General features: G+C 67.5%; 25 protein-coding genes and 2 pseudogenes. 12 read left to right on the top strand and 15 right to left on the bottom strand.

The features are described from left to right. Nucleotides 1-146: 146 nt before the first annotated feature. Nucleotides 147-1,205, top strand: coding sequence for a LysR family transcriptional regulator (locus tag B0F77_RS18605; protein ID WP_245848384.1), 1,059 nt, complete (start codon nucleotides 147-149; stop codon nucleotides 1,203-1,205). Between the two features lie 381 nt (nucleotides 1,206-1,586). Continuing rightward, nucleotides 1,587-1,895 (top strand): hypothetical protein, encoded by a 309-nt coding sequence (locus B0F77_RS18615; RefSeq protein ID WP_086664186.1) that lies wholly within the window; start codon nucleotides 1,587-1,589, stop codon nucleotides 1,893-1,895. An 80-nt stretch (nucleotides 1,896-1,975) separates the two neighbouring features. Here B0F77_RS18615 and B0F77_RS18620 read toward each other — a convergent pair whose 3' ends face one another. Continuing rightward, entirely contained in the window at nucleotides 1,976-2,743 is a 768-nt protein-coding gene (locus tag B0F77_RS18620; RefSeq protein WP_086664187.1) for a hypothetical protein, read from the bottom strand. Nucleotides 2,744-2,944: 201 nt separating this feature from the next. Here B0F77_RS18620 and B0F77_RS47215 point away from each other — a divergent pair, with 201 nt between their 5' ends. Beyond that, nucleotides 2,945-3,556 carry a hypothetical protein gene (locus B0F77_RS47215; protein WP_143466805.1) on the top strand — a complete coding sequence of 204 codons (612 nt, stop codon included), beginning with the start codon at nucleotides 2,945-2,947 and terminating at the stop codon, nucleotides 3,554-3,556. A 3-nt stretch (nucleotides 3,557-3,559) separates the two neighbouring features. On the opposite strand, the gene B0F77_RS18630 is transcribed toward B0F77_RS47215, so the two are convergent. Together B0F77_RS18630 and B0F77_RS18635 are read right to left on the bottom strand one after the other, a co-directional pair. Further along, nucleotides 3,560-4,747 (bottom strand): hypothetical protein, encoded by a 1,188-nt coding sequence (locus tag B0F77_RS18630; RefSeq protein WP_143466806.1) that lies wholly within the window; start codon nucleotides 4,745-4,747, stop codon nucleotides 3,560-3,562. Then, the gene (locus B0F77_RS18635) at nucleotides 4,740-5,834 is read right to left on the bottom strand and encodes a helix-turn-helix domain-containing protein (protein ID WP_086664190.1); all 1,095 of its coding nucleotides are present in this window, start codon (nucleotides 5,832-5,834) and stop codon (nucleotides 4,740-4,742) included. The genes B0F77_RS18630 and B0F77_RS18635 overlap by 8 nt, the downstream gene beginning before the upstream one ends. Nucleotides 5,835-5,894: 60 nt before the next feature. On the opposite strand from B0F77_RS18635, the gene B0F77_RS18640 reads away from it, so the two are divergent. Further along, entirely contained in the window at nucleotides 5,895-6,104 is a 210-nt protein-coding gene (locus B0F77_RS18640; RefSeq protein WP_143466807.1) for a hypothetical protein, read from the top strand. Here B0F77_RS18640 and B0F77_RS18645 read toward each other — a convergent pair. The 7 genes from B0F77_RS18645 to B0F77_RS18675 form a co-directional block, all read right to left on the bottom strand. Beyond that, nucleotides 6,086-7,018, bottom strand: a complete 933-nt coding sequence (locus B0F77_RS18645) for a carbamate kinase (RefSeq protein WP_086664192.1) — start codon at nucleotides 7,016-7,018, stop codon at nucleotides 6,086-6,088. The two genes, B0F77_RS18640 and B0F77_RS18645, sit on opposite strands and share 19 nt — an antisense overlap. Continuing rightward, nucleotides 7,018-8,010, bottom strand: coding sequence for an ornithine carbamoyltransferase (argF, locus tag B0F77_RS18650; RefSeq protein WP_086664193.1), 993 nt, complete (start codon nucleotides 8,008-8,010; stop codon nucleotides 7,018-7,020). The genes B0F77_RS18645 and argF overlap by 1 nt, the downstream gene beginning before the upstream one ends. A gap of 13 nt (nucleotides 8,011-8,023) precedes the next feature. Then, nucleotides 8,024-9,268: an arginine deiminase gene (locus B0F77_RS18655; protein ID WP_086664194.1), complete on the bottom strand. Its 1,245-nt coding sequence runs from the start codon at nucleotides 9,266-9,268 to the stop codon at nucleotides 8,024-8,026. Beyond that, nucleotides 9,265-10,638 carry an APC family permease gene (locus tag B0F77_RS18660; protein ID WP_245848385.1) on the bottom strand — a complete coding sequence of 458 codons (1,374 nt, stop codon included), beginning with the start codon at nucleotides 10,636-10,638 and terminating at the stop codon, nucleotides 9,265-9,267. The genes B0F77_RS18655 and B0F77_RS18660 overlap by 4 nt, the downstream gene beginning before the upstream one ends. Nucleotides 10,639-10,820: 182 nt before the next feature. Next, the gene (locus tag B0F77_RS18665) at nucleotides 10,821-11,036 is read right to left on the bottom strand and encodes a PLDc N-terminal domain-containing protein (protein WP_086664195.1); all 216 of its coding nucleotides are present in this window, start codon (nucleotides 11,034-11,036) and stop codon (nucleotides 10,821-10,823) included. 2 nt (nucleotides 11,037-11,038) lie between these two features. Next, on the bottom strand, nucleotides 11,039-11,659 hold the full coding sequence (locus B0F77_RS18670; protein ID WP_086664196.1) for a CBS domain-containing protein: 621 nt from the start codon (nucleotides 11,657-11,659) through the stop codon (nucleotides 11,039-11,041). 9 nt (nucleotides 11,660-11,668) lie between these two features. Next, entirely contained in the window at nucleotides 11,669-12,355 is a 687-nt protein-coding gene (locus tag B0F77_RS18675; RefSeq protein ID WP_086664197.1) for a CBS domain-containing protein, read from the bottom strand. A 161-nt stretch (nucleotides 12,356-12,516) separates the two neighbouring features. On the opposite strand from B0F77_RS18675, the gene B0F77_RS18680 reads away from it, so the two are divergent. The 5 genes from B0F77_RS18680 to B0F77_RS18700 all read left to right on the top strand — a co-directional run bounded on the left by B0F77_RS18680 (nucleotide 12,517) and on the right by B0F77_RS18700 (nucleotide 17,900). Next, nucleotides 12,517-12,939, top strand: a complete 423-nt coding sequence (locus B0F77_RS18680; RefSeq protein WP_086664198.1) for a universal stress protein — start codon at nucleotides 12,517-12,519, stop codon at nucleotides 12,937-12,939. A gap of 99 nt (nucleotides 12,940-13,038) precedes the next feature. Beyond that, nucleotides 13,039-14,034: an Acg family FMN-binding oxidoreductase gene (locus tag B0F77_RS18685; protein ID WP_086664199.1), complete on the top strand. Its 996-nt coding sequence runs from the start codon at nucleotides 13,039-13,041 to the stop codon at nucleotides 14,032-14,034. Next, nucleotides 14,031-16,277 (top strand): phosphoenolpyruvate synthase, encoded by a 2,247-nt coding sequence (ppsA, locus tag B0F77_RS18690; RefSeq protein ID WP_086664200.1) that lies wholly within the window; start codon nucleotides 14,031-14,033, stop codon nucleotides 16,275-16,277. Before B0F77_RS18685 ends, ppsA begins: the two co-directional genes overlap by 4 nt. Nucleotides 16,278-16,443: 166 nt before the next feature. Beyond that, nucleotides 16,444-17,454, top strand: a complete 1,011-nt coding sequence (gap, locus tag B0F77_RS18695) for a type I glyceraldehyde-3-phosphate dehydrogenase (protein WP_086664201.1) — start codon at nucleotides 16,444-16,446, stop codon at nucleotides 17,452-17,454. Continuing rightward, entirely contained in the window at nucleotides 17,451-17,900 is a 450-nt protein-coding gene (locus B0F77_RS18700; RefSeq protein WP_086664202.1) for a Crp/Fnr family transcriptional regulator, read from the top strand. The genes gap and B0F77_RS18700 overlap by 4 nt, the downstream gene beginning before the upstream one ends. 48 nt (nucleotides 17,901-17,948) lie before the next feature. Here B0F77_RS18700 and B0F77_RS18705 read toward each other — a convergent pair whose 3' ends face one another. Next, nucleotides 17,949-18,473: a flavodoxin domain-containing protein gene (locus B0F77_RS18705; RefSeq protein ID WP_086664203.1), complete on the bottom strand. Its 525-nt coding sequence runs from the start codon at nucleotides 18,471-18,473 to the stop codon at nucleotides 17,949-17,951. A gap of 23 nt (nucleotides 18,474-18,496) precedes the next feature. After that, a pseudogene (locus tag B0F77_RS18710) lies at nucleotides 18,497-19,156 on the bottom strand (DUF4389 domain-containing protein); the annotation flags it as partial. Between the two features lie 121 nt (nucleotides 19,157-19,277). On the opposite strand from B0F77_RS18710, the gene B0F77_RS18715 reads away from it, so the two are divergent. Next, entirely contained in the window at nucleotides 19,278-19,772 is a 495-nt protein-coding gene (locus B0F77_RS18715) for a flavodoxin domain-containing protein (protein ID WP_086664205.1), read from the top strand. A 4-nt stretch (nucleotides 19,773-19,776) separates the two neighbouring features. Here B0F77_RS18715 and B0F77_RS18720 read toward each other — a convergent pair whose 3' ends face one another. From B0F77_RS18720 to B0F77_RS18730, 3 genes and pseudogenes are all read right to left on the bottom strand, one after another. Beyond that, nucleotides 19,777-20,070, bottom strand: a complete 294-nt coding sequence (locus tag B0F77_RS18720) for an HPF/RaiA family ribosome-associated protein (protein WP_086664206.1) — start codon at nucleotides 20,068-20,070, stop codon at nucleotides 19,777-19,779. Nucleotides 20,071-20,082: 12 nt separating this feature from the next. Further along, a complete protein-coding gene (locus B0F77_RS18725) occupies nucleotides 20,083-21,660 on the bottom strand; it encodes an ABC transporter permease (RefSeq protein ID WP_086664207.1) in 1,578 nt (525 codons plus the stop codon). Continuing rightward, nucleotides 21,657-22,543 (bottom strand): annotated as a pseudogene (locus B0F77_RS18730) (ABC transporter ATP-binding protein). Before B0F77_RS18730 ends, B0F77_RS18725 begins: the two are co-directional and overlap by 4 nt. A 133-nt stretch (nucleotides 22,544-22,676) precedes the next feature. Here B0F77_RS18730 and B0F77_RS49850 point away from each other — a divergent pair. Together B0F77_RS49850 and B0F77_RS18745 are read left to right on the top strand one after the other, a co-directional pair. After that, nucleotides 22,677-23,258, top strand: coding sequence for a spore germination protein GerW family protein (locus B0F77_RS49850; RefSeq protein ID WP_245848387.1), 582 nt, complete (start codon nucleotides 22,677-22,679; stop codon nucleotides 23,256-23,258). 203 nt (nucleotides 23,259-23,461) lie between these two features. After that, nucleotides 23,462-26,077, top strand: coding sequence for a cation-translocating P-type ATPase (locus tag B0F77_RS18745; protein ID WP_086664276.1), 2,616 nt, complete (start codon nucleotides 23,462-23,464; stop codon nucleotides 26,075-26,077). Nucleotides 26,078-26,116 lie beyond the last annotated feature (39 nt).

Genomic DNA, 26,116 nt, shown 5'->3' on the forward strand with positions numbered 1-26,116 from the left:
GAAGTACAGTAGCGCGACTTCAGATGTTCGAGTGGACATCTTTGGGACACTACGAGTACAACTGCGATCAACGACAACCCAACTGTTCGCACGGACAACACGCACGTCAGAGCAGGGTTCAGGGAGACCTGAAGAGGGAGGCGCTGGTGCCCGACATCGTGGACGAGGTCGACGCGGAGGAATTGCTGGCAACCTTGCTCGGCTGCCCGCCGGAGATGCTGGACGTCAGCCTCGATCAGCTCCGCACCCTCGCCGTCGTGCACACGACCGGCACCGCACAGCGCGCCGCTCGCATCCTGGGCCGCGAGCAGTCAAGCGTGCAGAAGCAGCTGGACAATCTCAACCGCACCACAACCCGTCTCGTCGGCGAGGCGCTGGTGCTGAAACAGGGCCGGGGCAAGGACTTCCTCTTCACGCCGTCCGGCGAAGAGGTCGTCGCACTGGCGATCCAGACCTTGGCATCGTGGACCGACAGCCTGCACCGCAGCCGGAGACGCCTCGGCTCCACCGTCACCTTCGGCACCACGGAGTTCACCGTCGAGTTCCTCGGCACCGTCTGGCCCTCCCTGCGCGAGGACTTCGAGCGCCGCGACATCCACCTCAACATCGAGCACGTCCGCACCCGCGACCTCTGGCGCAAACTCGACGCCAAGAAAGTCGACATGGTCTGCGGCAGCTTCGCCGCCCGGCCCGGACAACCACCCGAACTCGACTACGACTTCCTCGAATGGCACCGAGAACGCGTCGCCCTGCTCACGAACCTCACCACCCGCGAACTCCCCGACACTCCGGTGACCGCCGCGAAACTGCCAACCCTGCCACTGCTCGCGCCAACCGCCGGCTTGCTCGCCCAGTTCCTCGGCCGCTGGTACGGCCCCGACTACCGCGGCACCCTCAACGTCATCGCCGAGATCGACTCGCTCAACTACGGCCTCAACCTGCTCAACGCCGAACTCGCGCATGGATGCATGCTCACGACGGAACGAGTCGCCGATGCCGTCCTCGAAGGACGATTGCCCGGTCGTGGCCTGCGCAAGATCAACCTCGCTGACGACTACGCACCTGCGCTCGAAATCGTCACGGGCATCTTCGCCCGCAAGGGCGAGCGGAACCGCTACGCCGCCGACCATCCCCTCAACCTGTTGTGGCAAGCATTCGCGGCAGCAAGTCCAGCAGGCTCACTGCCCGCCACCCTGCCGGGTTAAGTCCAAACGCCACACGCGTCTAACCGAACATATGTGCGAAGACGGTGATAGGTTCTCGCGTCATGGACCGGCAGCTTCTTGAATCGTCCCAAATGGACGGCAACCTCACTTACAGGTACGACTCGACCGGGCGGCCGATCGCCCTTCTGCCGGCGCGATGCAAGCTCGGACGACACACCCTCGGCCACTCGGAGTTCCGTGCCGTTGTTCAGTATGGTGAGGCTCGCGTCAGCTGCCTGGCTTGCGCCACCGACACGGCCGACCACTTCTGGCGGCTGGCTGCTACTGCACCCACGCCCGAGCGAGCTGAGCTGTCCGAAGAGCTTTACTTCGATCTCGTCCTTCGCCGCTCCCAGCGAGCCATCACTGCGGCAGGTGGCCATGGCGCTTAGCAGTCCGTTCACCGCCTGGGAGGGCGATCAGATCCACGGCCGCAGACCCGTTCTCACGGGAGTCTCGGTGTGCCTCGACCGCCTTTTCGCCCGGCCGCCTGGCGCCGAGAGGCATGTCATTCCGATCGGCCTCGAGCTGACCGGCTCCGTCAACGGGAGGCTCCACGGGCGTTTTCCCAGTGTCGACGGCGACTGGCTCGGCGTCGTGAACTACGAGATCAGTTATGCCGACGGCCGCAACGACAAGCTGTATCTGGTCGACCAGTTGGTGCCGTTCCACGTACTGCGGAAGCTCTAGCCAGCCCGGTCACGCGGGCATGCACGGGCAGTCGCGCTCTCGCTACACGCAAGTCCTGCCCTGGTATCCGACGAAACGGTCTAACGTGCTCCGAACTCCGGCGGACGCTGCCACTCATCGCTGCCGGAGTAGTTCATCCACATGTCGAGGCCGTCGCCGCCTACCGTCACGAACCACGAGCCGTCGTCCTGCTTGATCAGCCGACGAACCCGCTTGCCCTCGACGAGCAGCAACAGCTCGAACGCCCACTCGTACCAGACCGGCTGCCGCGCCTCGGCCCATACGTGAAACACCTCAACGTCTCCGGCGGCCAGTTTCAACGCCAGTGGCCCTTTCGGCGATCCGTCCTTGCCGTGCCACGTGACGACCGGCGGCGATCCCCAGTCAAGATCGATGCTAAATCGGCGGGGCTCGACCGAGGCACCACCGGTGCCGCGGGCCAGGATCGCACCGCGGGTCACAGGCACTGCCCGATGTACGTGCACGAGGATGTTCTCGATGACAACCGCTGCTTCCACCCTTGCCTGCAGAGTGATTTTGAGCGGCGTCCGGTACGCGTCGAACGCGTTTTGCGCGCGAACCCATGTCGACCAGGTGTCGCGGTCAGGAGGGATCTGACCGCTCAGCCGCAAAGGGTCGTCGATGTAGACGACTTCACCGACCCAGTCCGGCATTCCAGCCCAGATGATCGACCTGTCGCGCTCGCAATGGGTGATCAGCGGATCGACGTTCCAAGCTCGTCGCGAATGCTTCTCGAGCCAGGCGATGTGCGGGCGCACCAGTGCTCCGAGCGGCGCGCCGACCGCAACTCCCAGCAACGCGCCGACGATGAGCTCCGGGACATTCATCCAACGAGTATGAGCCGGACCCGCTGCCTGCGACCTTGACGTCCTGTTGCAGAACGCGTCGCACAGGTGTTCGATTAGCTGCGTAAGGCCCAGGTCATTGGACAAGTCGTCCCCTGAGCGGGCACAGCTGGAGCCGATAGGGAAGGATCACGCCGTGCCAACCGCCCCCAGCCCACGCCCCGCAGCTATGAGCCGGTCGCGATGATGTCTCCGCTGGCTAACACGGTGCAGGTGAAGCCGGGCACGGCCCTTGAACTGAAGGACTCGCGCTCCTCGCGAGTACGGATCTTCGGCACAACCGCCACGATCGTTCATCGCCGTGACGATGTTGAGCACGAACGGCGGCGCAGTTGCGGCCTGGCAGACATCAAGTCGATGGAGCTGCTCGATGTGCTGTTGGATCTTCCTGTAGGCGCGGCGATACCTCGATCGTCGCTAAGCCCAGCCGTCCTTCGTGTGCTGCATCGTGCGCCGGACGGCGTTGTGCAGTTCAACGACACGTCGGTCACCCGCCTCGCAGCGCAGGCGGTTACGCCGGTGCTTGCCGTTGTGTACGCGTCGAGCTGGCGCGACGGCTTGGAACGCGCCTCGGAGTTCGCCTCCTATTTGCCGCGGATGTTCGTCGTGCCGGAGGCGCCTTCGAGTTCGGAGGAGGCGCTGGCGGAGGCTTCCTGGTACGGGGTTGGTGTGGCGGTCGGACCGCGATCCGCGCCCACGACAGTGCTCGAACCCGAGCCGCTCGCCGACTGGCAGCCCACAACCGCGTGGTGGTGGTTCTGCGAGCAGGTCTACCGGCACACCCTCAACGGCTGACGATCAGACCTGATCAGTGAGCCAGAGCGGCAGGTCGGCCCACACCGTTAGCGGCACCTGAGGCTTGATCGGCTTCGCCCGCTTGAGCTGTTTGGTGAACATCTCGTGATACTTCACCGCATTGCTGCAGACGTTCCGCCAGTACTGCGCCCGCAGCCGCATGGTCGGAGCGCCTATCAAGTTCTCCGCGTAGGGAGACCACGTCGCGACAGAGTGGGCCATGGCCTCGTTCCAGTCCGATCGCCTTTGGAGCCGGGACAACCGCTGGCCACCACACACGTCGCACGGGCACTGCGGCACCAGGTTCTGCCTGGCACCGAAGATCTTCATCAACTTGCTGCCCCTCCACCAGCACATCAGCTCTGGCACCAGGACGCTGGGCGACTGATCGCGGACGATGAACTCGTCGGGCTGTGGCGGTTCAACGGCATGACGTACCTTGCCTCCTGTGCCGACCGCTCCCGCGAACGCGCCGTGCGCAACGAGGTCGAACGCGTTGAAGTCGGTTCGCATTGGGAGGAGGTCGACCGTCGCAGCGAGCATCCGCAAGTTGGGGATGATGCGGCGCGCGGCCTGGTCCAGCGGGTCGAGCTGTCCGCCCAGGACGAGGCCGATCGGGCACTCCGCGTCGACGAGGATAGCCGTGACCTGACGGATGTACCTGCGGTCCAGCAGCGAGACGTCGAGCGGCACGGCGAAGATGACATCGTTGCGGCCGAGTGCCTTCACCTGTCGGGCGGCGGCCTTCAGCGAGTCGGTGTCGCCGGCCGTCACGAACTTGGTCGGCGTGATCGCGGCCGGAGCTCCAGCTATCAACTGCTGGTTGAGTTGCTCGTCGAGCGTCATGGGCAGCAGCTGGTCCTCAGGGAACCAGAACGGCGCCTCGGGGGTGGCGAGATGGTTCTCGTAGGCTGCGGGGTCCACGAGCACCACGCCGTTGTAACCGGAGTCCTCAAGTAGCCGCATCCGGCCGTTGGTGTTCGCGCCGGCCAGGATGAATCCGCCTCGGTCCAGGCTGACGTGCGGCTCCAGGTTCGGCACCTGGCTCGGACGCGCGTAGACCAGCATGCGGTTGAGCAAAACGCCAACGCTGCCTGCCGGGCGCCGCGGCGATGCGCGGTCGGCGAGCTGTGCGAGCGCGGTCTGCGCGTCGTCGCTCGACGGGGTGCTCATGCCCTCCACGTCAGTCATCGACAACCCCCAGGAGCTCGTCGCCCAGCATCGCGCGGAGCTTGACCGAGGTCGTGCCAGCCACCGCGGCCGCCGCTTCAACACCGCCCGCGGAGTCGATCGACGCCTTCAACAACGCCGGCACGAACGTCGCTTTCTCGGGCGGAAGCGGCTCGGGTTCGGTCTTCTTCCATCCCAACGCGGAGATCTGCGTGTTCAGCGTGCGGTAGCGCGAGTCGGTGATCACACCGAGATCGACCGCCCGACGCAACAACGCGGCAGCGGAGATCCGCCAACGCGCCTTCAGCTGCAGCAGCCGCGTCGGCGTGATCGGAGCGGACATCAGCTCCGGCCGAATCTGAGCAGCGGGAGCCAGGAACTCGCTCGCGAACGCCTGGGCCATCTCCTCCGCGTCCATGTCGAGCGCCGGCGTACAGGCGATATGGCCAAGCTCGTGCGCCTGAGTAAACCGCTGACGGTCCGCCGAAGCATCAGTGTTGATCACGAACAGAGGCGCCTCGCCAGGCGGGTGCAAGCTGGTCGCGTCCACCTCTCGCCCTCCCAGCGACATCGGCACCACCAGCGCGCCGACCTTCTCCACCACTTCGGTGACGGATGCGATCGGCCCATCCGCGAGCTCAAGCGAGCGTCGAAGCGCCCGCGCGGCGTCCTCCGGACTGTCGATGCCACCGACCTGCATAGGCGCCAGCGTGAACTCCCGTGGCTCCACGGTAGATCCGGACGCAAGCCTCCGCAGGAAGAGACGCAGCAGGTTGACCTGTGCGTGGAGCTTGCGAAGCGTCGATGCCTTCGTCGAAGCGCGGTTGCGGTGGTACATGCACCCGTCACCCAGCGCCCACAGCTTGGCGTCGCCCGCCAGGAAGTCCGGGGTGACTTCGAGTGCAGTGCCGAACAGCTCCAGGCGATCACCCGACACCGACAAGGCGCCCTTCTCCACCCGCGATACGTAGCCCTGGCTGATCTCCGGGTCGGCATTCGACAAGCGGGTCAGTTCCACGGCGAGCTGCTTCTGCGTCCATCCGAGTGCTTCGCGCGCGGCGACCAGGAGTTCCGGGTTACCGTCACCGGTCACGAGGTACGCACTCATGCAGGAAAAGATACGCAGAAATATTCCGAGTGTCCACAGATGGCTGGCAAGGGGGTCTTGATGAGCCGGTTCGTCAGCGACATCCGCGACGCCGTCAGCCGCGGTGACCTGCCGAGAAAGTTCCGCCCGAACGACGTTCGCCGAGCCTGTCCCGGCTGGGCCGACCACACCTACGGCGTCTTCCTGCCGAAGCACCGCCGAGGCAACCCCGGCGGCTACACGGCTTACTTCGAGAGGCACTCAGACGGGAGCTACAGCCTCATCTCCTGAGTTTCCGCGATCTTCACCGGCCCAATGGTCGTACCCGCTGCACCTTGCAGGATCGCCTCAGCGTCAGTGAGCGCACCAATCGCAGCTGTCGAACCGCTCGCCGCGACGAACCGGCGACACGCTTCGATCTTCGGCCCCATCGAGCCGGCAGGGAACGTCAACTGTTCCAGTTCTTCCACTGCGAGGTGGCGTAGCGGTTCAGCGTCGGGCAGGCCGAAGTCAGTCATCACGGCTGGCACGTCGGTGAGCAGGAGCAGGCGGTCAGCTTTCAGCGCGATCGCGAGTTCGGCCGAGGTGAGGTCCTTGTCCACGACCGCTTCGACGCCGTGCAGTTGCCCGTTGTCGACGACGGGTGCTCCTCCCCCACCAGCACAGACGACGACCGTGCCGCTGCTCACCAACTGCTCGATGGACTCCTGTTCGACGAGTCGGACAGGCTCGGGTGAAGGCACCACACGGCGCCAGTGTGAGCCGTCCGCGGACATGGTCCAGCTGTTCTGCTCGGCGAGCTCGTCGACCTGGGCGCGGTCGTAGATCGGACCGATGAATTTGGTCGGCGAACCGAATGCGGGATCTGTCTTGTCGACGACGGTCTGGGTCACGACGGCGAGGACCGGTTTGCGGACGCCTGCGTTGCGCAGCGACTGGGCCAGCCAGTAGCCGATCATGCCCTGGGTTTCGGCGCCGAGGGTGTCAAGCGGATACGGACGGGTCAACGACGGATCGGCTTCGCTTTCTAGTGCGAGCAGGCCGATTTGCGGGCCGTTGCCGTGGCACACCACGAGTTCGTGTTCGGCGGCGAGCGGCGCGAGGGCTCGCGCCGCTGCTTCGACGTGGTGGAGCTGGACGGTGGCGTCTGCACGTTCGCCGCGCATGAGCAGGGCGTTGCCTCCGAGTGCGACGACGATGCGCATCAGGAGGCCAGCCCGGCGACGATGACCGCCTTGATGGTGTGGAGGCGGTTCTCGGCCTGGTCGAAGACGACCGAGGCAGGCGAGGAGAACACCTCGTCGGTGACTTCGGCGCCGTCGAGGCCGTACTGGTCGTGGACTCGGCGGCCGACGGTTGTGGTGCGGTCGTGGATGGAAGGCAGGCAGTGCAGGAACTTCGTGTCGGGGTTGCCGGTGGCCTTCATGAGCTCGGCGGTGACGCGGTAGGGCGTGAGCAGGGGCACGCGGGTGTCCCAGGCCTCGGGTGAGTCCCCCATGCTGACCCAGACGTCGGTGTAGATGAAGTCGACGCCGGCGACGGCGTGTTCGGGGTCGTCGGTGACGAGCACGCGAGCGCCGCTTTCCGCGGCCAGTTCGTGGGCCTTGGCGATCACGTCGGCCGGTGGCTGCAGCTGGATGGGGGCGGCGATGCGGACGTCCATGCCGAGCAGAGCGCCGGTGGTGAGCAGGGAGCGGGCGACGTTGTTGTGGCCGTCCCCGACGAAGGCGAACTTGATGTCCTCGACCTGGCCGTTGAAGTTCTCGGTCATGGTGAGGACGTCGGCGAGCATCTGGGTGGGGTGCCAGGAGTCGGTCAGGCCGTTCCACACGGGCACGCCGGCGTGCTCGGCCAGCGTCTCGACGGTGTCCTGGGCGAAACCGCGGAACTCGATGGCGTCGAACATGCGGCCGAGGACCTTGGCGGTGTCCGGAATGGACTCCTCACGGCCCATGTGGGAGCCGGTGGGATCGAGGTAGGTGACGTGGGCGCCCTGGTCATGGGCAGCGACCTCGAAGGCACAGCGGGTGCGGGTCGAGCTCTTCTCGAAGACCAGGGCGATGTTCTTGCCCTTCAGCAGCGGGTGTTCGGTGTGGGACGCCTTGGCGCGCTTCAGTCCGCGAGCCTGGGAGACGAGGTCGAGGAACGTCTCCTTGGTGAGGTCGAGTTCCTTGAGCAGTGAGCCGGGGTGGCGCATCGGGGTGGTCCTTTCAGATTCCGTCGCGCTGGATCGGGCAGGTCATGCAGCGGGCGCCGCCGCGGCCGCGGCCGAGTTCGTTGCCGGGGATGGAGATGACCTCGATGCCGTGGTCAGCGAGCATGGAGTTGGTGACGGTGTTGCGCTCGTAACCGACGACGACGCCGGGTGCGAGCGCGAGGAAGTTGTTGGCGTCGTCCCACTGTTCGCGTTCGGCGGCGCGGGCGTCTTCGTCTGCGCACAGCACGCGCAGCCGGTCGACACCGAGCAGATCGGCGATCGTTTCGAACACTGAGGACCGCTCCTGCACCCGCAGGCCGGCCGAGCTGCGCTCGACGACCTCTTCCGCGTCGGCGGGGGTGATCACCCATGTCTTGAGCGTCTCGGGGTCGAGGCCGGGGTACCGGATGAAAGTCTCCAGATCGAGCATGGTCATGACCGTGTCGAGGTGCATGAGGGCGTGGGAGCGAGGAAGTTGCACGGCGATCACGGAACTCGCCTGCCCGGTGCGGAACAGTTCGCGCGCCAGGATTTCCACTCCCATCGAGGTGGTCCGTTCCCCCATGCCGATCAGCACGGTGCCGCGCCCGAGGACGAGAATGTCGCCGCCTTCCAGCGTTGCGGGCTGGTGGTTGGCGTCGTCGGCGCCGTAGTAGATCGGGAACATCGCGTCGGCGAACATCGGGTGGAAGCGGTAGATCGCCTGACAGTGCAGGGATTCGCGGCGGCGCGCGGCTTTCGCCATCGGGTTGATGGTGACGCCGCCATAGATCCACGCCGAGCTGTCGCGCGGGAAGAGTGTGTTGGGCAGCGGCGGCAGAACGAAGTCGTCCAGTCCGAGGCTGTTCCAGCGCAGGCTCGGCACGCCGAGTGGAGACAGGTCGGCACGGGTCACGCCACCGACGAGAAGCTCAGCGAACGTCGGGGCGTCGACCTTCTCCGCGAACTCCCGCACCGGGCCGGCAAGCGTCGGTCCGAGCAGCTCAGGGGTGCAGACGCGGTCCAGCACGAACGAGCGGGCTTCTGGCAGCGCCAGGGTTTCAGCGAGCAAGGTGCCGGTGTGGTGCACGGTGATGCCGCGCTGACGCAGTTTCGCGGCGAAGGTGTCGTGTTCCTCCTGGGCCTTCGAGGCCCAGAGCACGTCGTCGAACAACAGCTCGTCGCAGTTGCGCGGGGTGAGCCTGCTCAGTTCCAGGCCTGGGCGGTGCACGATCACCTGACGCAGCGCGCCGACTTCCGATCCAACTCCGAGGTTCATGACGTGACCTCGCCGTACTCGCGGCGGCCGACTTTGAGCCAGATGTAGAGCGGCACGCCCAGCAGCAGGCAGATGACGCCGTAGTAGACGGCCTGGTAGCCGCTGCCGGCCAGCGCCCAGAAGGCGAAGGCGAGAGCAAGGATCGAGACGGTGCAGTCGCGCACGAGGTGCGGCCACTCGGCCTTGCGGCCGCGCACCAGCAACCAGTACAGCTGCGCTGCGGCGCTGAACAGGTACGGGACGACGGCGGTGAACACCGACAGCAGCACGAGCGTGGTGAAGACCTGCTCGAAGTTGGTGTAGCTGACGCTCACCAGGGCCGAGGCGAGCACCGTGGAGCTGATGATGCCGAAGCTCGGGATGTCGCCACGGGTGCGCAGGAACGCCTTCGGGAACAGCTTGTCCTTCGCGGCGGCCATCGGCATCTCGCCGACGATCAGGGTCCAGCCGACGAGGCAGCCGATGCCGGACACGACGGCGGCGATAGCCACGGCCTGGCCGGCCCACTGGCCTCCGAAGATGGCGTTGGCGGCGTCGGTGAAGGGCGCCGAGGTCCCACGGAGGGTCTCGTTCGGCACGGTGCCGAAGACGGTGAGCGTGCCGAGGACGTAGATGACGGCGCAGCCGATCGTGCCGAGCACGGTGGCGCGGCCGACGTTGCGTTCGGGGTTGCGCACGCGGCCGGCGGCGACCGACGCGGTCTCGATGCCGATGTAGCTGAACAGCGCGATCGCGGCCGCGGCTGAGATGGCGCCGCTGATCGACGTGCCGCTGGCGTTGAAGGGGCCGAAGTTCGCCGACTTCACGAAGACCAGGCCGACGGTGGCCATGAACAGCAGCGGCACGATCTTTAACACCGTGAAGACGATCTGCGTGACAGCCATGTTCCGCAGCCCGGACAGGTTGACCAGGGCCGGAATCCAGAGGCCCGCCAGCGCGATGACGATGGACCAGCCGACCTGGTGCTCGGTGTTGACGAACACCTCGACGTAGCCGACCAGCGCCACGACGATTGCCGCGTTTCCCGCCCACGCCGTGATCCAGTAGCACCAGGCGTTGAGGAATCCCGCGAACTCGCCGAACGCCTCCCTGGCGTACACGTACGGGCCACCGGAGCCGCTGATGCGCTTCGAGAGCGCGCCGAACGTCAACGCGAGTGCCAGGGCACCGATCGACACGAGCACGAACGCCACGAGACTGACCGGGCCAAACGCCGCGAGTGCGGTCGGAAGGCCGAACACTCCGGTTCCGATCACGGATCCGACCACCAGCGCGGTCGCGGTGGGCAGACCGAATCTCGACGGTCGTGGTTGCTCACTTCCCGCGCCAGGCCGCGTCGCGACCTCCGGGCCGGCTACGCCTGTGCTCACGGTGAACTCCTGACTCCGATGTGGACTGTCTTACTGTGAGCAGCCTGCGCTTCGGCGAACTGATCTCCCACTACCTGACGTCTCGTCGCTCGCAGGACCTAAGTCCTCATCACAACGGGGATCGGCCCGACACCGCAAAGGCGCCGGGAGGGGGAGCCCAGCGCCTTTCGTTCTGTCCTTCCCTACGACCTCCTCCCCCAGCGGAAGTAGGACAGCGGCCCGATGAAGTTCACTGCAATCGCAAGCGCCCACCACAACTTGCGACCACGTACGAACTCCCTGGGCCGCATCGACAGGTCCGCCCACGCCGCCGCCGCGAACGTCACCTGCACGATGCCCAGCCAAGTGAAAGCCTTGCGCTGCACCGGAGTGAGATCACTCCACCGCTTCCTTACCATCGTCAGCTCCCCGCGGGCACGGGTTCGGTGGTGAACTCGACCTCGGTCACGCCCGCGATCGCGCGAACCAGCACCTCGGCCACGTGCCGTTCGGTGGCGCTGTTCCCCTTGTCGAGGATGGTCACTTTGCCGCCGGTCACCGCGATCTGCCATCGTTGCGCGCCACCGACCATGCCTAGCCGGTTGTGGATCTCGGCCTCGACGACCCAGTCTGCGCGGGTGATCGAGCGGAGCATGTCCCGGCGGGTCACGATGCCCGCGAGGTGGCCCTCGTGGACCACTGGCACGCTGCGCACGTTGTGCTCCAGCATCAGGCTGGCGACTTCGGCGAGGTCGGTGTTCGGGTTCACCCTCACCGGCGACTTCGTCATCACCTGGGCGACCACGTCCGCGGGCACCTGCCTCGGCTCGACGGGTTCGCCGTGGACGAGCCACCGCGGGTCCTGCGGCAGTCGGTCCTGGAGCAGGTCGGCCTCGCTGACCATGCCGACCAGCGCCCCCGAGGCATCGATCACGGGCAGCGCGGTTAAGCCACGTTCGGCGAGCAGCCGGGCGGCATCACGCGCCAGCGTGTCCGGTCCGACCACCACGACATCCGTCGTCATCACGTCTCGAGTCCTCATGACACTCCTTCAGCCGAGGATCGTGGTCTGGCGGGTGTGGGTGGTGTCGTTCCACCCGCAGCGCAACCGGTTGTGCACGTCCACCACGCCAGGCAGGACACGCACGAGGTGCTCCGCGATGTCGACTTCGCTCTGGCGCTCCAGCTCGCCCTGCAGTGCGACCACGCCCTCGGTGACCTTGACGTCGATGGTGTTCGGGTCCACCCACAGCGTCCGGCCGAAGATCTCGTCGCGAATGGTCGTGCGCAGCTCGTCGTCCTCACGGACGAAGAGCTTCAACAGGTCGCGGCGGGACAGCACGCCGACCAGTGCGCCGTCGGAGTCCATGACGAACAGCCTGCGCACGCCGGCGGCGGCGAGTTCGCGCGCTGCCGCGCTGGCCGCGAGGTCCGGCGAGATGCTCTTCACCGGTGACGTCATCACGTCGCCGGCGGTCACGCCGCTCGCCTGCTCCCAGCGGTGCTTCGTCGCGCGGCCCGCGAACACACCGGGTGCGTCCTCGGTGCCGCCGCGGAACTCCTCCTTGGGCATCAGGTCGGCTTCCGACACGACGCCGACGGGGTAGCCGCCGTCGAGCACGGGCACGGCACTGATCTTGTTGTCTTCCAGCAGCTGTACGAGTTCCTTGAACGAGCACTCGACGTCTGCGGTGATCACCTCACGTGTCATCAGCGAGGCGACTGTCGGTTCACGCATGACACCCTCCGGCGATCTTCGGTTCCTGTCTGCCTCAAGCCTTATCGGCGTACCAGCCGCCGCCCACCTGCCAAGGGTGTGGGTGAGCCGGGCGTTCCGACCCATGGCAAGAGGACCAAAGGGCCCTGCGGCTGAGCCTGCACGCTCAGCACGCTGAAGTCATGAGCGAAACGTCACGCATCGTCGTCGGGATCGACAAGTCGCCAGCGGCACGCGCCGCGCTGGTCTGGGCAGTACGGGAAGCGAAGCGCACCAACGCTTCTGTACTCGCTGTCAGCGTCTGCCAGCTGGGGATGGAGGTGCCGCACAAGGAGGACCTGCGAGCTGCTCTCGAATCAGTGGGACCGGAGGCCGACGGCATCGAGGTGGAGCTGCAGACACCACATGGCGCCGCAGGTCCGGTGCTGGTGGAGCTCTCGAAGCACGCGCCATGCCTTGTCGTCGGCGGAACCGGCTACCTGAAGCGGGACCTGCTGGTGTTCAGCTCCATCACAACCTTCTGCCTGCGTCATGCACTGTGTCCGGTCGTGGTCGTGCCGGTCGACGAGGAGCCGCCGCACGCGGGTCCGTTGATGCTGCGCTGAGTGCCTCGGGTCCCGGCCGGGCCGGGACGTAGGCCCCTCACCCACAGCCGTTCGTGCTGCGAGCTTCAAGACAGGACTTCGACGACGGAGGTGAGCGGGATGGACCGCGGTCAGCCTGACGAGACAACGGTGCGAGCGGCGGTGGCACTCGCCGGACGCGCGCCGTCGGTGCACAACTCCCAGCCCTGGCGCTGGGAAGTCGGCGCGCACAGCCTGCACCTGTACGCCGACCGCACCCGTGCCCTACCCGCGACCGACCCCCTTGGCGCTGACCTGGTCGTCAGCTGCGGGGCCGCGCTGCACCACCTGCGGGTCGGCCTCGGCGCACTCGGCTGGCGCGCGAAGGTCCACCGCCTGCCCAACCCCGCCCAGCCCGACCACCTGGCCGCGATCGAGTTCGAGCCGATCGAGCCGAGGGAGTCGCACGTGGCACTGGCCGCCGCGATTCCCCGCAGGCGCACCGATCGCCGTGCCTTCTCCTCCTGGCCCGCGCCGGATGAACTGCTGCAGCAGCTCGTCGAGGTCGCTCGCGCTGAGGGCGTCGACGCCCATGTCGTCACCGGACAGGCGCGTGACGAGCTCCTCATCGCGATCGGCAAGGCCGCCGACATCCAGGAAGCCAACCCGGCGTACCAGGCAGAGATCCGGCAGTGGAGCGGGGTCTATCCCGGCGCATCGGCCGGAGTTCCCGCCGCGAACATCCCTGTCGGGTCACGGCAGTACGGCAACCTCCGCATGCGCGAGTTCTCCCTGGGATCGCTGATGCAAGGCTGCCGCAGCGTGCTCGGCGACGACGCTGGAACGCTGCTCGTCCTGAGCACGTCGTCCGACGACGACCTGTCGCGGCTGCGGGCAGGTGAGGCGACCAGCGCGGTTCTGCTGGAGGCGACCGCCGCAGGGCTCGCCACCTGCCCGCTGAGCCAGCCGCTCGAGGTCGTCGAGACGAGAGACCTGGTGCGCGACGAAGTTCTCGGCGGCGCCACCTGCCCGCAACTCGTGATCCGCGTCGGCTGGGCCGGGTTCAACGCCGACCCGCTGCCCGCCACTCCCCGCCGCCCCGTCATCGACCTTCTCCGCGACCAGGAGCAGAAGTGACCACCTACATCCGCGACTTCACAACCCTCGGCAAGAACGACACCTCGATCGCCGGCGGCAAGGGCGCCAACCTCGGCGAACTCACAAAAGCAGGGCTACCGGTGCCGCCTGGTTTCGTGGTCACCGCCGAGGCCTTCCTGACATCCATGAGCCAGGTCCGCGACGACCTCACCGCCGAACTCGTCATCGCGCTCGACCGCAGCACCTCGCCTCAGCGACTGGAAGAGAGCGCTGAGCGAATGCGGGATCTGGTGCGCAAGGCCGGCGTCTCCGACGACGTGCGGCACGCGGTGCTGGAGGCCTACCGAGGCCTCGGCCAGGACGAGTCCGTGGCGGTCCGGTCCTCGGCCACCTCGGAGGACACCGCCGGCTCGTCGTTCGCCGGGATGAACAGCACGTTCACGAACACCCGAGGCGCGGACGGCGTGCTGGACCGGCTGCTGGACTGCTGGGTGTCGCTGTTCGGCACACGTTCGATCGCCTACCGCGCCGAGCAGGGCATCACCGACGAGCCCGCGATCGCCGTGGTGGTGCAGAAGATGGTGAACTCCGAGCGATCCGGGGTCATGTTCACCGCCGACCCCTCGACTGGTGATCGCGATAAGATGCTCGTCGAGGCCGCGTTCGGACTAGGCGAGGTCGTGGTCAGCGGCTCCGTCGAACCGGACACATACGTCCTGCGTCGCAACGGCGACACGGTGTCTCTTGTAGACACCCGTGTCGGCCGCAAGACGCACAAGATCGTGCGTGGCGCGAACGGCAACGACGAACGGGTCGACCTCAGCGCCGAGGAGTCGCACGCGCAGGTGCTGACCGAAGCCGAGGCCGTCGCTATCGGTCAGCTCGGCCAGCGCGTACAACGGCACTACGGCGAACCGCAGGACACCGAGTGGGCGATCGACGGCGGCAAGACGTGGCTCGTGCAGTCCCGGCCGATCACGACGCTGCCGGAGGAGGTCGCGCCTTCCTCCGGTCCACTGGTCGCTGGCCTGGCTGCCTCACCGGGAATCGCATCGGGCCGGGTCCGCGTGCTGAGCTCCCCGGACGAAGGGAACCGGTTGCGCGACGGCGAGGTGCTGGTCGCCGAGATGACCAACCCCGACTGGGTGCCGACGATGCGTCGCGCTTCCGCGGTCGTGACCAACGGTGGCGGAATCACCTGTCACGCCGCCATCGTGGCCCGCGAGCTGCGCGTACCGTGCGTGGTCGGTACCGGATCAGCCACCTCGATGCTGAAGGAGGGCCAGCTGGTCACGGTCGACGGCAGCGCTGGAGAGGTGCGCACAGGTGCTGCTCCGATCACCACGGCACCACGCATCGTCGCCCCGGTGGTGCAGGCCACCGAAGCCCTCGGTACGCGTGTGTACGTCAACCTCGCGCTGCCGGAGCACGCCGCTGAGGTGGCCGCGATGCCCGTCGACGGCGTGGGGCTGCTGCGGGCGGAGTTCATGCTCACCGAAGCGCTCGGTGCCGAGCACCCGCGCCGGTTCCTCGCGCAGCACGGCACCGAGGACTTCCTCAACGCCATGACGTCATCGCTGCTGCAGATCGCGCACGCGTTCGCGCCGCGTCCGGTCGTCTACCGGACGATGGACTTCCGCACCAACGAGTTCCGCGAGCTCAAGGGCGGCGACGCGTTCGAGAAGCACGAGCACAACCCGATGATCGGCTACCGCGGCTGCTACCGGTACGTCGACGACCCGATGCTCTTCGGACTGGAACTCGAAGCACTCGCGCGGGTGCGGGAGCAGACGCCGAACCTGCACCTGATGATCCCGTTCGTGCGCACCAAGTGGGAGCTCGAAGCCTGCCTTGAACAGATCGGCCGCAGCCCGCTCGGCCACCACCGCGGCCTGCACCGCTGGGTGATGGCCGAGGTCCCCTCGGTGGCGTACTGGATTCCCGAGTACGCGCGGTCCGGCATCGACGGGGTTTCCATCGGCAGCAACGACCTCACGCAACTGATGCTCGGTGTCGACCGCGACTCCGAACTGTGCGCGGACCTGTTCGACGAGTCCGACCCGGCCGTGCTGGACATGATCGGCCGGATCGTCGGCGCTGCAAGGGACGCGGGCATCACCTCGTCACTGTGCGGGCAGGCACCGTCCAACAAACCGGAGTTCGCCGAGAAGCTCGTCGAGTTCGGCATCACGTCCATCTCGGTCAACCCGGACGCCGTGCCGGCGGCCAGGGCGGCGATCGGATCGGCCGAACGGCGGTTGTTGTTGCGGCAGGAGCGTTAGCGCCAGAGCTGGACGGCATCGCGTAACGGGACGGAAGGCCCTGTCACGCGGAGAAACCATTGAGGACGCTGGAGAACGGCGGCGGCGCGCGGACGCAGATTGTCACGATCAACCGAACCCGCGTCGCCGCCACCTGCGGTGTCCTCCAATTTGGAGGAGTTCACCCATGACCATCCGAGTCGCCATCAACGGTTTCGGCCGCATCGGGCGGGATGTCCTGCGCGCCGCTTTCGACCGGCACGACACGGCCATCGAGATCGTCGCCGTCAACGACATCACCACCCCGGAAGTCCTGGCGCACCTGCTGGCTTACGACTCGACGTACGGCCCGTGGAGCAAGCACGTCTCAGTCGAACACGACACCATCACCGTCGACGGTCACAGCATTCTCGTGACCGGACAGGCGAACCCGCGGGACCTCAACTGGAGTCAGCTCGGTGTCGACCTCGTGATCGAGGCGACCGGCCGGTTCCGCACGCGGGAGGATGCGGGCATCCACCTCGAGCGCGGCGCGCGCAAGGTGATCATCACCGCTCCCGGCAAGGACGTCGACGCCACGATCGTCCTGGGCGTCAACGACGACGTCTACGAGGCGAGCAAGCACCACATCGTCTCGAACGCCTCGTGCACCACCAACTGCGCAGCGCCGATGACGGCCGTGCTCAACGACGCGTTCGGCATCGTCGAGGGCCTGATGACCACGATCCACAGCTACACCGGCGACCAGGCGCTGCTCGACCGTCCGCACAAGGACCTGCGCCGGGCACGTTCCGCCGCGGTGAACATCATCCCGACCTCCACCGGCGCCGCCCGCGCGATCGGCCAGGTGATCCCGTCGCTGGACGGCAAACTCGACGGCCTCGCCGTCCGGGTGCCCGTCGAGGACGGCTCGCTCACCGACCTCACCGTCCGCCTGGCTGAGCCGGCCACGGTGGGCCAGGTCAACCGCGCGTTCGCGGACGCGGCGGCCACGCACCTCAAGGGAATCCTGCGCTACACCACCGATCCCGTTGTCTCACGCGACATCATCGGTGATCCGTCGTCGTGCGTGTTCGACGCCTCGCTCACCAAGGCGCAGGGGCACGTCGTGAAGGTGATGGGCTGGTACGACAACGAGTGGGGTTACGCGAACCGGACGCTGGACCTCGCGGACCGCATCGCGCGGACCATGCCATGACCACCGTGCTCGACGGCTTACCGTTGCTCACGGGCCTTTCGTCGACCCAGCGCGCGGCCGTGGCGGGTATCAGCACGATCGAGACGTACGAGCCTGGGCACCGTCTGTTCGACGAGGGTGGCGTCGCTGATCGGTGCTGGGTCGTGCTCACCGGCTGCGTCATGATCGACTCGACGACGCCGGCCAGTGGCCGAGTGGCGTTGCAGAGCCTCGGCCACGGCGAGCTGGTCGGCTGGTCCTGGGTTGTGCCGCCCCACCGCTGGCACTTCGGCGCCACCGTCGTGTCTCCCACGCGAGCGGTCGTGGTCGACGCGGTGAAGCTGCGTGAGCTGGCCGAAGCTGATCCCGAGCTCGGGTACCGCGTCGCGCTGGTGATGGTCGGAGCGCTCGTCGAGCGTCTCCAGACCACCCGAATCCGGTTGCTCGACCTGCAGCACCACTCCTGACATCCAGGCATGACGAGAGCCGGACACCTCAGGGGTGCCCGGCTCTCGTCAGCGGCTGGTGGCTTCGATCTCGGCGAGCGCGTCGGCGATGGAGGCGGCCCACTTCTCGATCGCGGCCCAGTCCCGGAAATCACCGAACCGGCCGCCCATCAACCGGAACACCAACGCCCCGAACCAGCCGAAGGCACCCGGTGTGACGACACCGGCGAACAGCCGGTGCTCGACCGGCTCGACGTGGTCGAGCAGCGCCGCCAGCACGTCGGTTTCCCTGACCTCGGCCCATTTGCGCAGCGGACCACGCAGGGCTCCCGGCAGGCCGACGCTGAACAACCACACCGGCTTGCCGTACAGCGCCTCCCGGACTTTGGCCAGGAATGCCATGCCGACCGGCAACCACGCCTCGTCATGGACCGCGCTACCAACGACGAAGGCGTCGTAGTCCTGGATGTCGATGGTCTCGTCAACGACACGCACCGCGACCTCGTGCCCGTGGGCCAGCAACGCTCCCGCGATCCAGTCCGCCACGCCGGCGGTCGATCCCGCTGCGGTCGCGTACGCCACCAACACCTTCATCACGGCACCTCCTTCGAGGTGTCACCGCCTGGCTCGTCCCCGCCTACGTCGAGACGGAACGGCGGGTAAGCGTCGGTCATCAACCCGACGTAGGCGGCGAGCCGCAGCGCCCAGCGGTTCATGCCGAGCACCAGATCGAACAACCCCTTGGGGTAGGCGCCGGTGAACAGCAGGGCAACCCCGGCGAAGAACACCATCAGCCCGATCAGTCCGCCGGAGTGGTAGTCGGTCCCGCCGACCTCGTGCGCGACATAGCTGCCTCCCAGGAAGAAGCCCACGATCAGGTAGTGCGGGATGGCCAGCAGCCACCACTTCACGAGCACCAGCCCGCGGGAGAGCTGCTCGGGGTAGGCGACATCCAGCGTCGCCGGGTAGTCCGGTTCCGGCCCGAGGCTGAACGGCGGATAGCGGTCCGTTGACAGCGCGCCGTAGGTGTAGCAGGCGACGCGCCACGTCCAGCGCAGCACGCCGAGGTTGAAGTCGAACAGGGCACGGGGATAGCGCCCGGTGATCAGGACCGCGAAGAACACCACCACGGTGGCGATCGTGAACCCGAGCCACAGGAACGCGAGCACCAGGAAATGCGGGATCGCGAGGAACCACTTCACCAGCCACAGCCAGCGGCTCAGCTGCGAGTCGAGGCGCGCTTGCACCCGCACCGGATAGCCAGTCGATGTCGTCATGGGTACCTCCTCTGACAACCAGCCTCGCGCGCGCAGCGGGCCGGCACGAGTATCCGGCGACCCATCGGCGCTGAGCACTAGGGCTCTGTCCACACCTGAACAGCACAACGATGGTGTTGGTATGACTGAGATTCTCGTCGCCTACGCGACCAAGATGGGTGCCACCAAGGAAATTGCCGAAGCGATCGCCGCACGGATCCGCGAGGCATCGCACGAAGTGACCGTGCTGGACGCCGCGGACGTCGACTCCGTTGAGCCGTACAAAGCCGTCGTCCTGGGCAGCGCGCTCTACGCCGGCCGGTGGCGGAAGGAAGCGGTGAGACTGTTGACCCGTAACGAGAAGCTGCTCCACACCCGGCCGTTGTGGCTGTTCCACAGCGGCCCCCTCGGCAGCGATCTCTCGCCGCAGCAAGCGCCGCGCAAAGTGCGTGAGATCGCCGCGCGCATCGGCGCGGAGGAACCTTTCACCTTCGGAGGCAGTCTCACGCCACAGACCGCCGTCGGCTTCTTCGCCAGGAAGATGGCGCAGGGTTCCATGGCAGGCGACTTCCGGGACTGGGACGAGATCGACCGCTGGGCCTACACGATCGCCCAGCGGCTCGTCGCGGCGCGCTGACTCCTCAGTTGTGCATCTTCACCAGCTGCCGGTGCAGGTGGTCGCGGACGGCGTCGATCGCCTCCGTGGCCGTCTGCGCTTCCGCCTGCGCGACCACCGGAGTGCCGTTGACGTCGAGGTTCGCGTGCACCTCCACGGTGCGCGGGCCGGCGTTCACGATGCGGACGTGTGCGTAAGTCGTCGGTTCGGGTGCGAACCTGGCGAGCGGGGCGATCCGGTCGTGCGCGTATTCCTTCGCTGTCTGATCGACGGCCTCGACCACGACGTTGTCAATCTCCTGCTGTCCCGCGTTCTTCACCTGTGCTCCTGTTCAGCCGATGTCCCTGCGCCGCAACGTGGTGAGACCAGTCGCGGTGAGGACGAGGGTCGTGACGATCAGCCACAGCAACGGTGTTGCCGTGATCGCGCCGCCGGGCATGTGCGGCACATGGGCGAACGGCGAGAAGTCGAGCAGCCACTGGTCCAGCCCCAACAACGGGCCGAGGTCGCCCAGCAGCATGAAGGCCGCCAGCGCCGCCCAGCTCAGCGCGGCGATCCTCGGCACGGTGCCGACCAGCAGCACGACGATCCCGGTGAGCACCCAGGCCGCGGGCACCTGCACCAGTGCGCCGGCCAGTACCCGGCCGACCTGGCCCACGTCACCGGTCCGAGCCGCGTGCACGACTCCCGCTGACAGCCCGGCTCCGGTGAGGAGCAACGCGGTGCCGGCGAGCGCGACGCTCACGTGGCCCATCGCCCATCTGGCACGGCTCACGGTCGACGCGAGCACAGCATCTGCGCGGTGTTCCGCCTCCTCGCCGTGCAGGTGCAACGCTGCCTGCACACCGTAGCCCGAAGCCACCACGCCGAGCAGTGCGAACATCGCCGAGAGAACCGCGTCAGTCAGCACGTCCCGGCCGCCGAGCTGCTGGAACATCTGCTGGGCCTCTGGACTGCCGACCATGTCGCCGATGCTGCCCGCAACACTGCCGACCAGCAGGCCGTAGGCGACGAACCCCACCGTCCACCCCACCAGGGAGCCGCGCTGCAGCCGCCACGCCAGTAAGAACGGCCCGCCCAGCCATCGTGAGGCCCCAGCCGGCCCCACCCGGTCGGGCAGCAGGCCGGCGCCGTGGTCCCGCCGGGCAACGAGCCGGTACGCCGCCGCGGTCACCGCGATCGCGAAGACGGCCGCGATTCCGAACACCCACCAGCGGTCACCCGCGTAGGGCCGGAACTGCTGTCCCCAGCCCAGCGGCGAGAGCCACGACAGCCACTGCGGGCCGGCGGTGTCCCCGATCGCGCGGAGCACGAACACCACGCCCAGCACCGCCGTGGCGAGTCCGATCGCCGCGCGGCGGCTCGTCACGAGTTGCACGGCGACAGCCGCGACGCACGCGAACGCGATCCCGACGCTCATCCAGGCCAGCGCGAACGTCACCGACCCGGCGACCGGCAGCCCTGCAGCCGCCACCGATACCGCCGTGATGAGGCCCAGTGTCACGTTCGTGCCCACTGCGATCAGCAGGGCGGCGGTCAGCGGCGCTCGCCGGCCAACCACGCCAGATCCGACGAGCTCGAGCCTGCCTGCCTCTTCCTCGGCGCGGGTGTGCCGGACAACGAGGACGATGGAGAAGATCGCGATCACGACCGATCCGGTGCCCAGCGCCTTGAGCATCGCGAGCGCGCCGATCGACGTCAGGTCGTAGATGTGGCCGTAGACCGCGACCAGCGCGGGTGTGCCGTTCATCAGCGAGGCAGCCTGCACCACCGAGTCGACCGTCGGGAACAGGTCTTTCGTCGCCGCCGCCGAAGTCACGGCCAGCAGCACGAATGCCGTGATCCACACAGGCAGCAGGATCCGATCGCGTCGCAGCGCGAGGCGCACGAGCTCACGCGTGCCGTTCATCGATTCACCTCGTAGTGGCGCAGGAACAGCTCCTCCAGCGTCGGCGGCCGGCACGTGAGCGTCCGCACGCCGAGTTTGGTGAGGGCGGGCAGGATGGCGTCGAGCTGGTCGGTGTCCACCTGGCAGCGCAGGTGTCTGCCGTCGACGTGGGGCTCGTGCACGCCGGACAGCGAGACGAACCCGTTGGGCGGGCTGACGAGGTCGGCTTCGATCGTGGTGCGTGTGAGGTGCCTCAGGTCGGTGAGCGAGCCGCTTTCAACCAGCTTGCCGTGGCGGATGATGCTGACGCGGTCGCACACCTTCTCGACCTCCGCGAGCACGTGGCTGCTGAGCAGCACCGTCCGGCCCTCGTCTCGCAACTCGGCGAGGTAGTCCTCGAAGACGGCCTGCATCAACGGATCCAGCCCGGCGGTCGGCTCGTCGAGCAGCAGCAGCTCGGCGTCGCTCGCCAGCGCGGCGATCAGGGCGACCTTCTGCCGGTTGCCGGAGGAGTAGGCGCGGCCCTTCTTCGTCGGGTCGAACTCGAACCGCTCGATCAACTCCGCCTTGCGGGCCGGGTTCAGTCTGCCGCGGAGCCTGCCCAGCAGGTCGATCACCTCCCCGCCGGTCAGGTTGGGCCACAACGTCACGTCGCCCGGCACGTAGGCCAGACGACGGTGCAGGGTGGCCGTGTCGCGCCACGGGTCGCCGCCGAGGAGGGTGACGGTGCCACCGTCCGCGCGCAGCAGGCCGAGCAGGATGCGCAGGGTCGTCGTCTTTCCCGCGCCGTTGGGGCCGAGGAGGCCGTGCACTTCCCCTGCCGGGACGGTCAGGTCGAGACCGTCGAGTGCGCTGGTCCGGCGTACGACTTCCGCACACCGGACAGGGAGATGGCTGCTGTCATGGTTCGACGCTAGGTACCTGGAGGAGGCCGGAAGAGGGGCCGGCGGCACGTCCACGCGGAGCCAAAGGGCCCTGCCCAGCCGGGACCGTTCATCGGATGCTGGGGACTGACGACCGACGAACCGGGAGTGATGATGAAGATCGAGGAACTGATCGCCAGCGTCAAGAACTCCGTGGAGGCGAAGAAGGTCTACGCCGAGCCGTATGAGCGCAACGGGATCACTGTCATCGCCGCCGCGTCCGTCTCTGGCGGCACCGGAGGAGGCTCGGGCCGGGATGAGAAGGGCCAGGAGGGCGAGGGCGGCGGCGGGTTCGGGATCTCCGCGAAGCCGACAGGGGCGTTCGTGATCAACGGCAACGACGTGCGGTGGGTTCCGGCGGTCGACGTGAACCGGCTGATCGCCACCATGGGAGCCGTCGCTGTTGCCGCCATCTTCGTGGCCGCTCGGTTCTTCAAGTCGCGCAGTGATCGAGAGGTTCACGCGGCGATCAGCGAGCCCAGAACCTGTTCGCCGGATGAGGTGAGAACCGCGCGGACCCGTTGCCCCGACTGCGAGCTGTGTGCCGCCGCGACAAGACCTCCTCGGCACAGCTCGTTCGTCGCGGTGAAGTCGCACCACAGACCGTCGACGGCCAGGTTGGGGACGCTGCCACCGGACAGCTCGGCGCGGCCTTCGGCGACTGCCTTCAGCATGGACCGGTGCCTTGCGGTGTAACCGTCGATACCCATCTGACTTTCCCTTCCCTCAGCCGTTTTCGTGGTGAGGCAAGGCTGCTCTTCTTGCTGAGGTGTGACGCAGATCCCAACGCGGTGACTAGGTCGGGACCAACGCCGCGGCTGTGAACGCAGACCTATTGCTCACCTGACTTGCCCGTAGGTCCCTGGGGACGCTGCTACGCGCTGGTGATGCTCGAGGTCATGGCGACCACGACTGCGACCAAGCCCGACAGCGATCCGCGGGAACCGCTGGACCGGCTGTTCCGGGACCTGCGAACGAAGCGGACCGGCCTGTCCGGGCGCGAGGCAGCCCGGCGACTGGTCGCGCACGGCCCCAACGAGCTCACCCGGCACAAACAACGCGACTGGCCCAAGCAGCTGCTTCGGCAGTTCACCCACCCGCTCGCACTGCTGCTGTGGCTCGCGGCCGGGCTCGCCGTCCTCGCGGGTACGACGGTGCTCGGTATCGCGATCGTCGCCGTCATCGTCCTCAACGCCGCGTTGGCGTTCGTGCAGGAGCAGCAAGCAGAGAAGGCCGTCGAGGCGTTGGCCGCGTACCTGCCGGCGAAGGCCGCGGTCGTGCGTGATGGTGTGCGGCTCCCGGTCCCTGCTCGCGACCTCGTGCCGGGTGACGTGCTGATCATCGAGGAAGGTGACCGCGTCTCGGCGGACGCGCGGTTGATCGAGGGCGGTGTCGAGGTCGACCTCTCGACGCTGAACGGCGAGTCACTGCCGGCCTACCGTTCAGCCGAGCTCACGGATGTCGCCGGGCCGCTGCTCGATGCGCGTGACCTTGTGTTCAGCGGCACCAGCTGCACCGGCGGTGAAGCGAAGGCAGTCGTCTTCGCGACGGGCATGCGCACCGAGCTGGGCCGGATCGCGGCGCTGTCGCAGCGGGTCGGGCGGGACGAGAGTCCGCTGGAGCGTCAGGTGAAGCGGGTGGCGTGGCTGATCGCCGCGGTGGCGGTCGGTGCGGGGATCGCCTTTCTACCGCTCGGGGTGTTCGGGGCCGGGCTTCCGTTGCCGGACGCGTTCAACTTCGCGATCGGGCTGCTCGTCGCGAACGTGCCCGAAGGCTTGCTGCCCATCATCACGCTCGCCTTGGCCGTCGGTGTACGCGGTCTCGCGCGCCGCGGTGCGGTGGTGAAGCGGCTCTCCGCGGTGGAAACTCTCGGTTCGACCACGGTGATCTGCACCGACAAAACCGGCACGCTGACGCAGAACCGCATGACGGTCACCGACGTCTGGACGCCTGGTGGTGATCGCGCCGCACTGGCGACGGCGGTCTCCGCGTGCAACAACGCCGATCTGGACGCAGGCAGCGGCGACCCGACCGAGCTCGCTCTGCTCCAGGCCGCGGCGGACATCGGCACCGAGGTTTCTCTCGAGCGCCGCGCCGAGTACCGGGTGCACCAGTTCCACTTCGACCCGGCGCTCCGGATGATGTCCACTGTGGACCACAGCGACGGCGGCCTGGTGGTCAACGTCAAGGGCGCGCCGGAGGAAGTGCTGGCCAGGTGTACTCACTTCGACACCGCCGAGGCCGAGCGCGCGATCTCCGAGTACGCCCAGCGTGGTCTCCGTGTGCTCGCAGTGGCGCGACGCCGGTGCGACGCGATTCCCGAACACCGCGAGGATGCCGAGCGCGATCTGGAACTGCTCGGTCTGGTGGCGATGTTCGACCCGCCACGGCCGGAGGTCGCCGATGCCGTGGCGCGCTGCCACACCGCGGGCATCCGGCTCATCGTGGTCACCGGCGACCACGGTCTCACGGCGAAGGAGATCGCTCGCCAGGTCGGCATCGCGCGCAACGGAACGACGGTCGTCACCGGTGCCGAGCTGGACAACATGACCGAGGCCGAGCTGGATGAACTGTTGCGCGGTGACGACGAGCTGATCTTCGCGCGCAGCTCCCCCGAGGTGAAGCTGCGTGTAGCCGATGCCTTGCGCGCGCAGGGAAACGTCGTGGCGATGACCGGTGATGGCGTGAACGACGCACCTGCGCTGCGGCGCGCGGACATCGGCGTCGCGATGGGACTGGCTGGCACCGACGTGGCCCGTGAGGCCTCCACGATGGTGCTCACCGACGACAACTTCGCGACCATCGTCACCGCGGTGGAAGCGGGCAGGCGCGTCTACGACAACGTTCGCAAGTTCATCCTCTACATCTTCGCCCACGCCACCCCCGAGGTGATCCCGTTCCTGCTGTTCGCGCTGTCCGGCGGTGCGATCCCGTTGCCGCTCACGGTGTTGCAGATCCTGGCGATCGACCTCGGCACGGAAACCCTGCCCGCGCTCGCCCTCGGACGCGAACCTGCCGAACCAGGCATCATGAGCCGGCCACCGCGACATCGCACCGACGGCGTCATCAACCGCCAGATGCTCTGGCGCGCCTGGGGATTGCTGGGCGGCGTGTCGGCGTTGCTGGTGCTCGGCGGGTTCTTCTGGACGTTGCTGGCAGGCGGCTGGCACCTCGGAGACCCGGTCGGAGAAGGCACTCCCCTGCATCACGTGTGGGTGCAGGCGACCACCATGTCGTTCCTCGGCATCGTCGCCTGCCAGCTCGGCACGGCTTTCGCGTCTCGCACGCAGTACGCGTCTCTGCGCTCGATCGGTGTCTTCAGCAACCGGTTGTTGTGGTGGGGAGTCCTGTTCGAGGTCGTGTTCGCGGCCGCTGTGGTGACCGTCCCCGCTCTGCAACACGTCTTCGGCACCGCTGTGCCACCGGTGGAGCACCTCGCGCTGCTCGTCGCCTTCCCCGTGATCGTGTGGGGCGTGGACGAGCTGTGGCGCTGGTACCGCCGCGGCAGGTCGTGACGTCCCGACCGGGTCGGGACCTAGGACCGCGTACGCAAG

The organism is Lentzea kentuckyensis (genome assembly GCF_002150765.1).
Classification (GTDB): domain Bacteria; phylum Actinomycetota; class Actinomycetes; order Mycobacteriales; family Pseudonocardiaceae; genus Lentzea; species Lentzea kentuckyensis.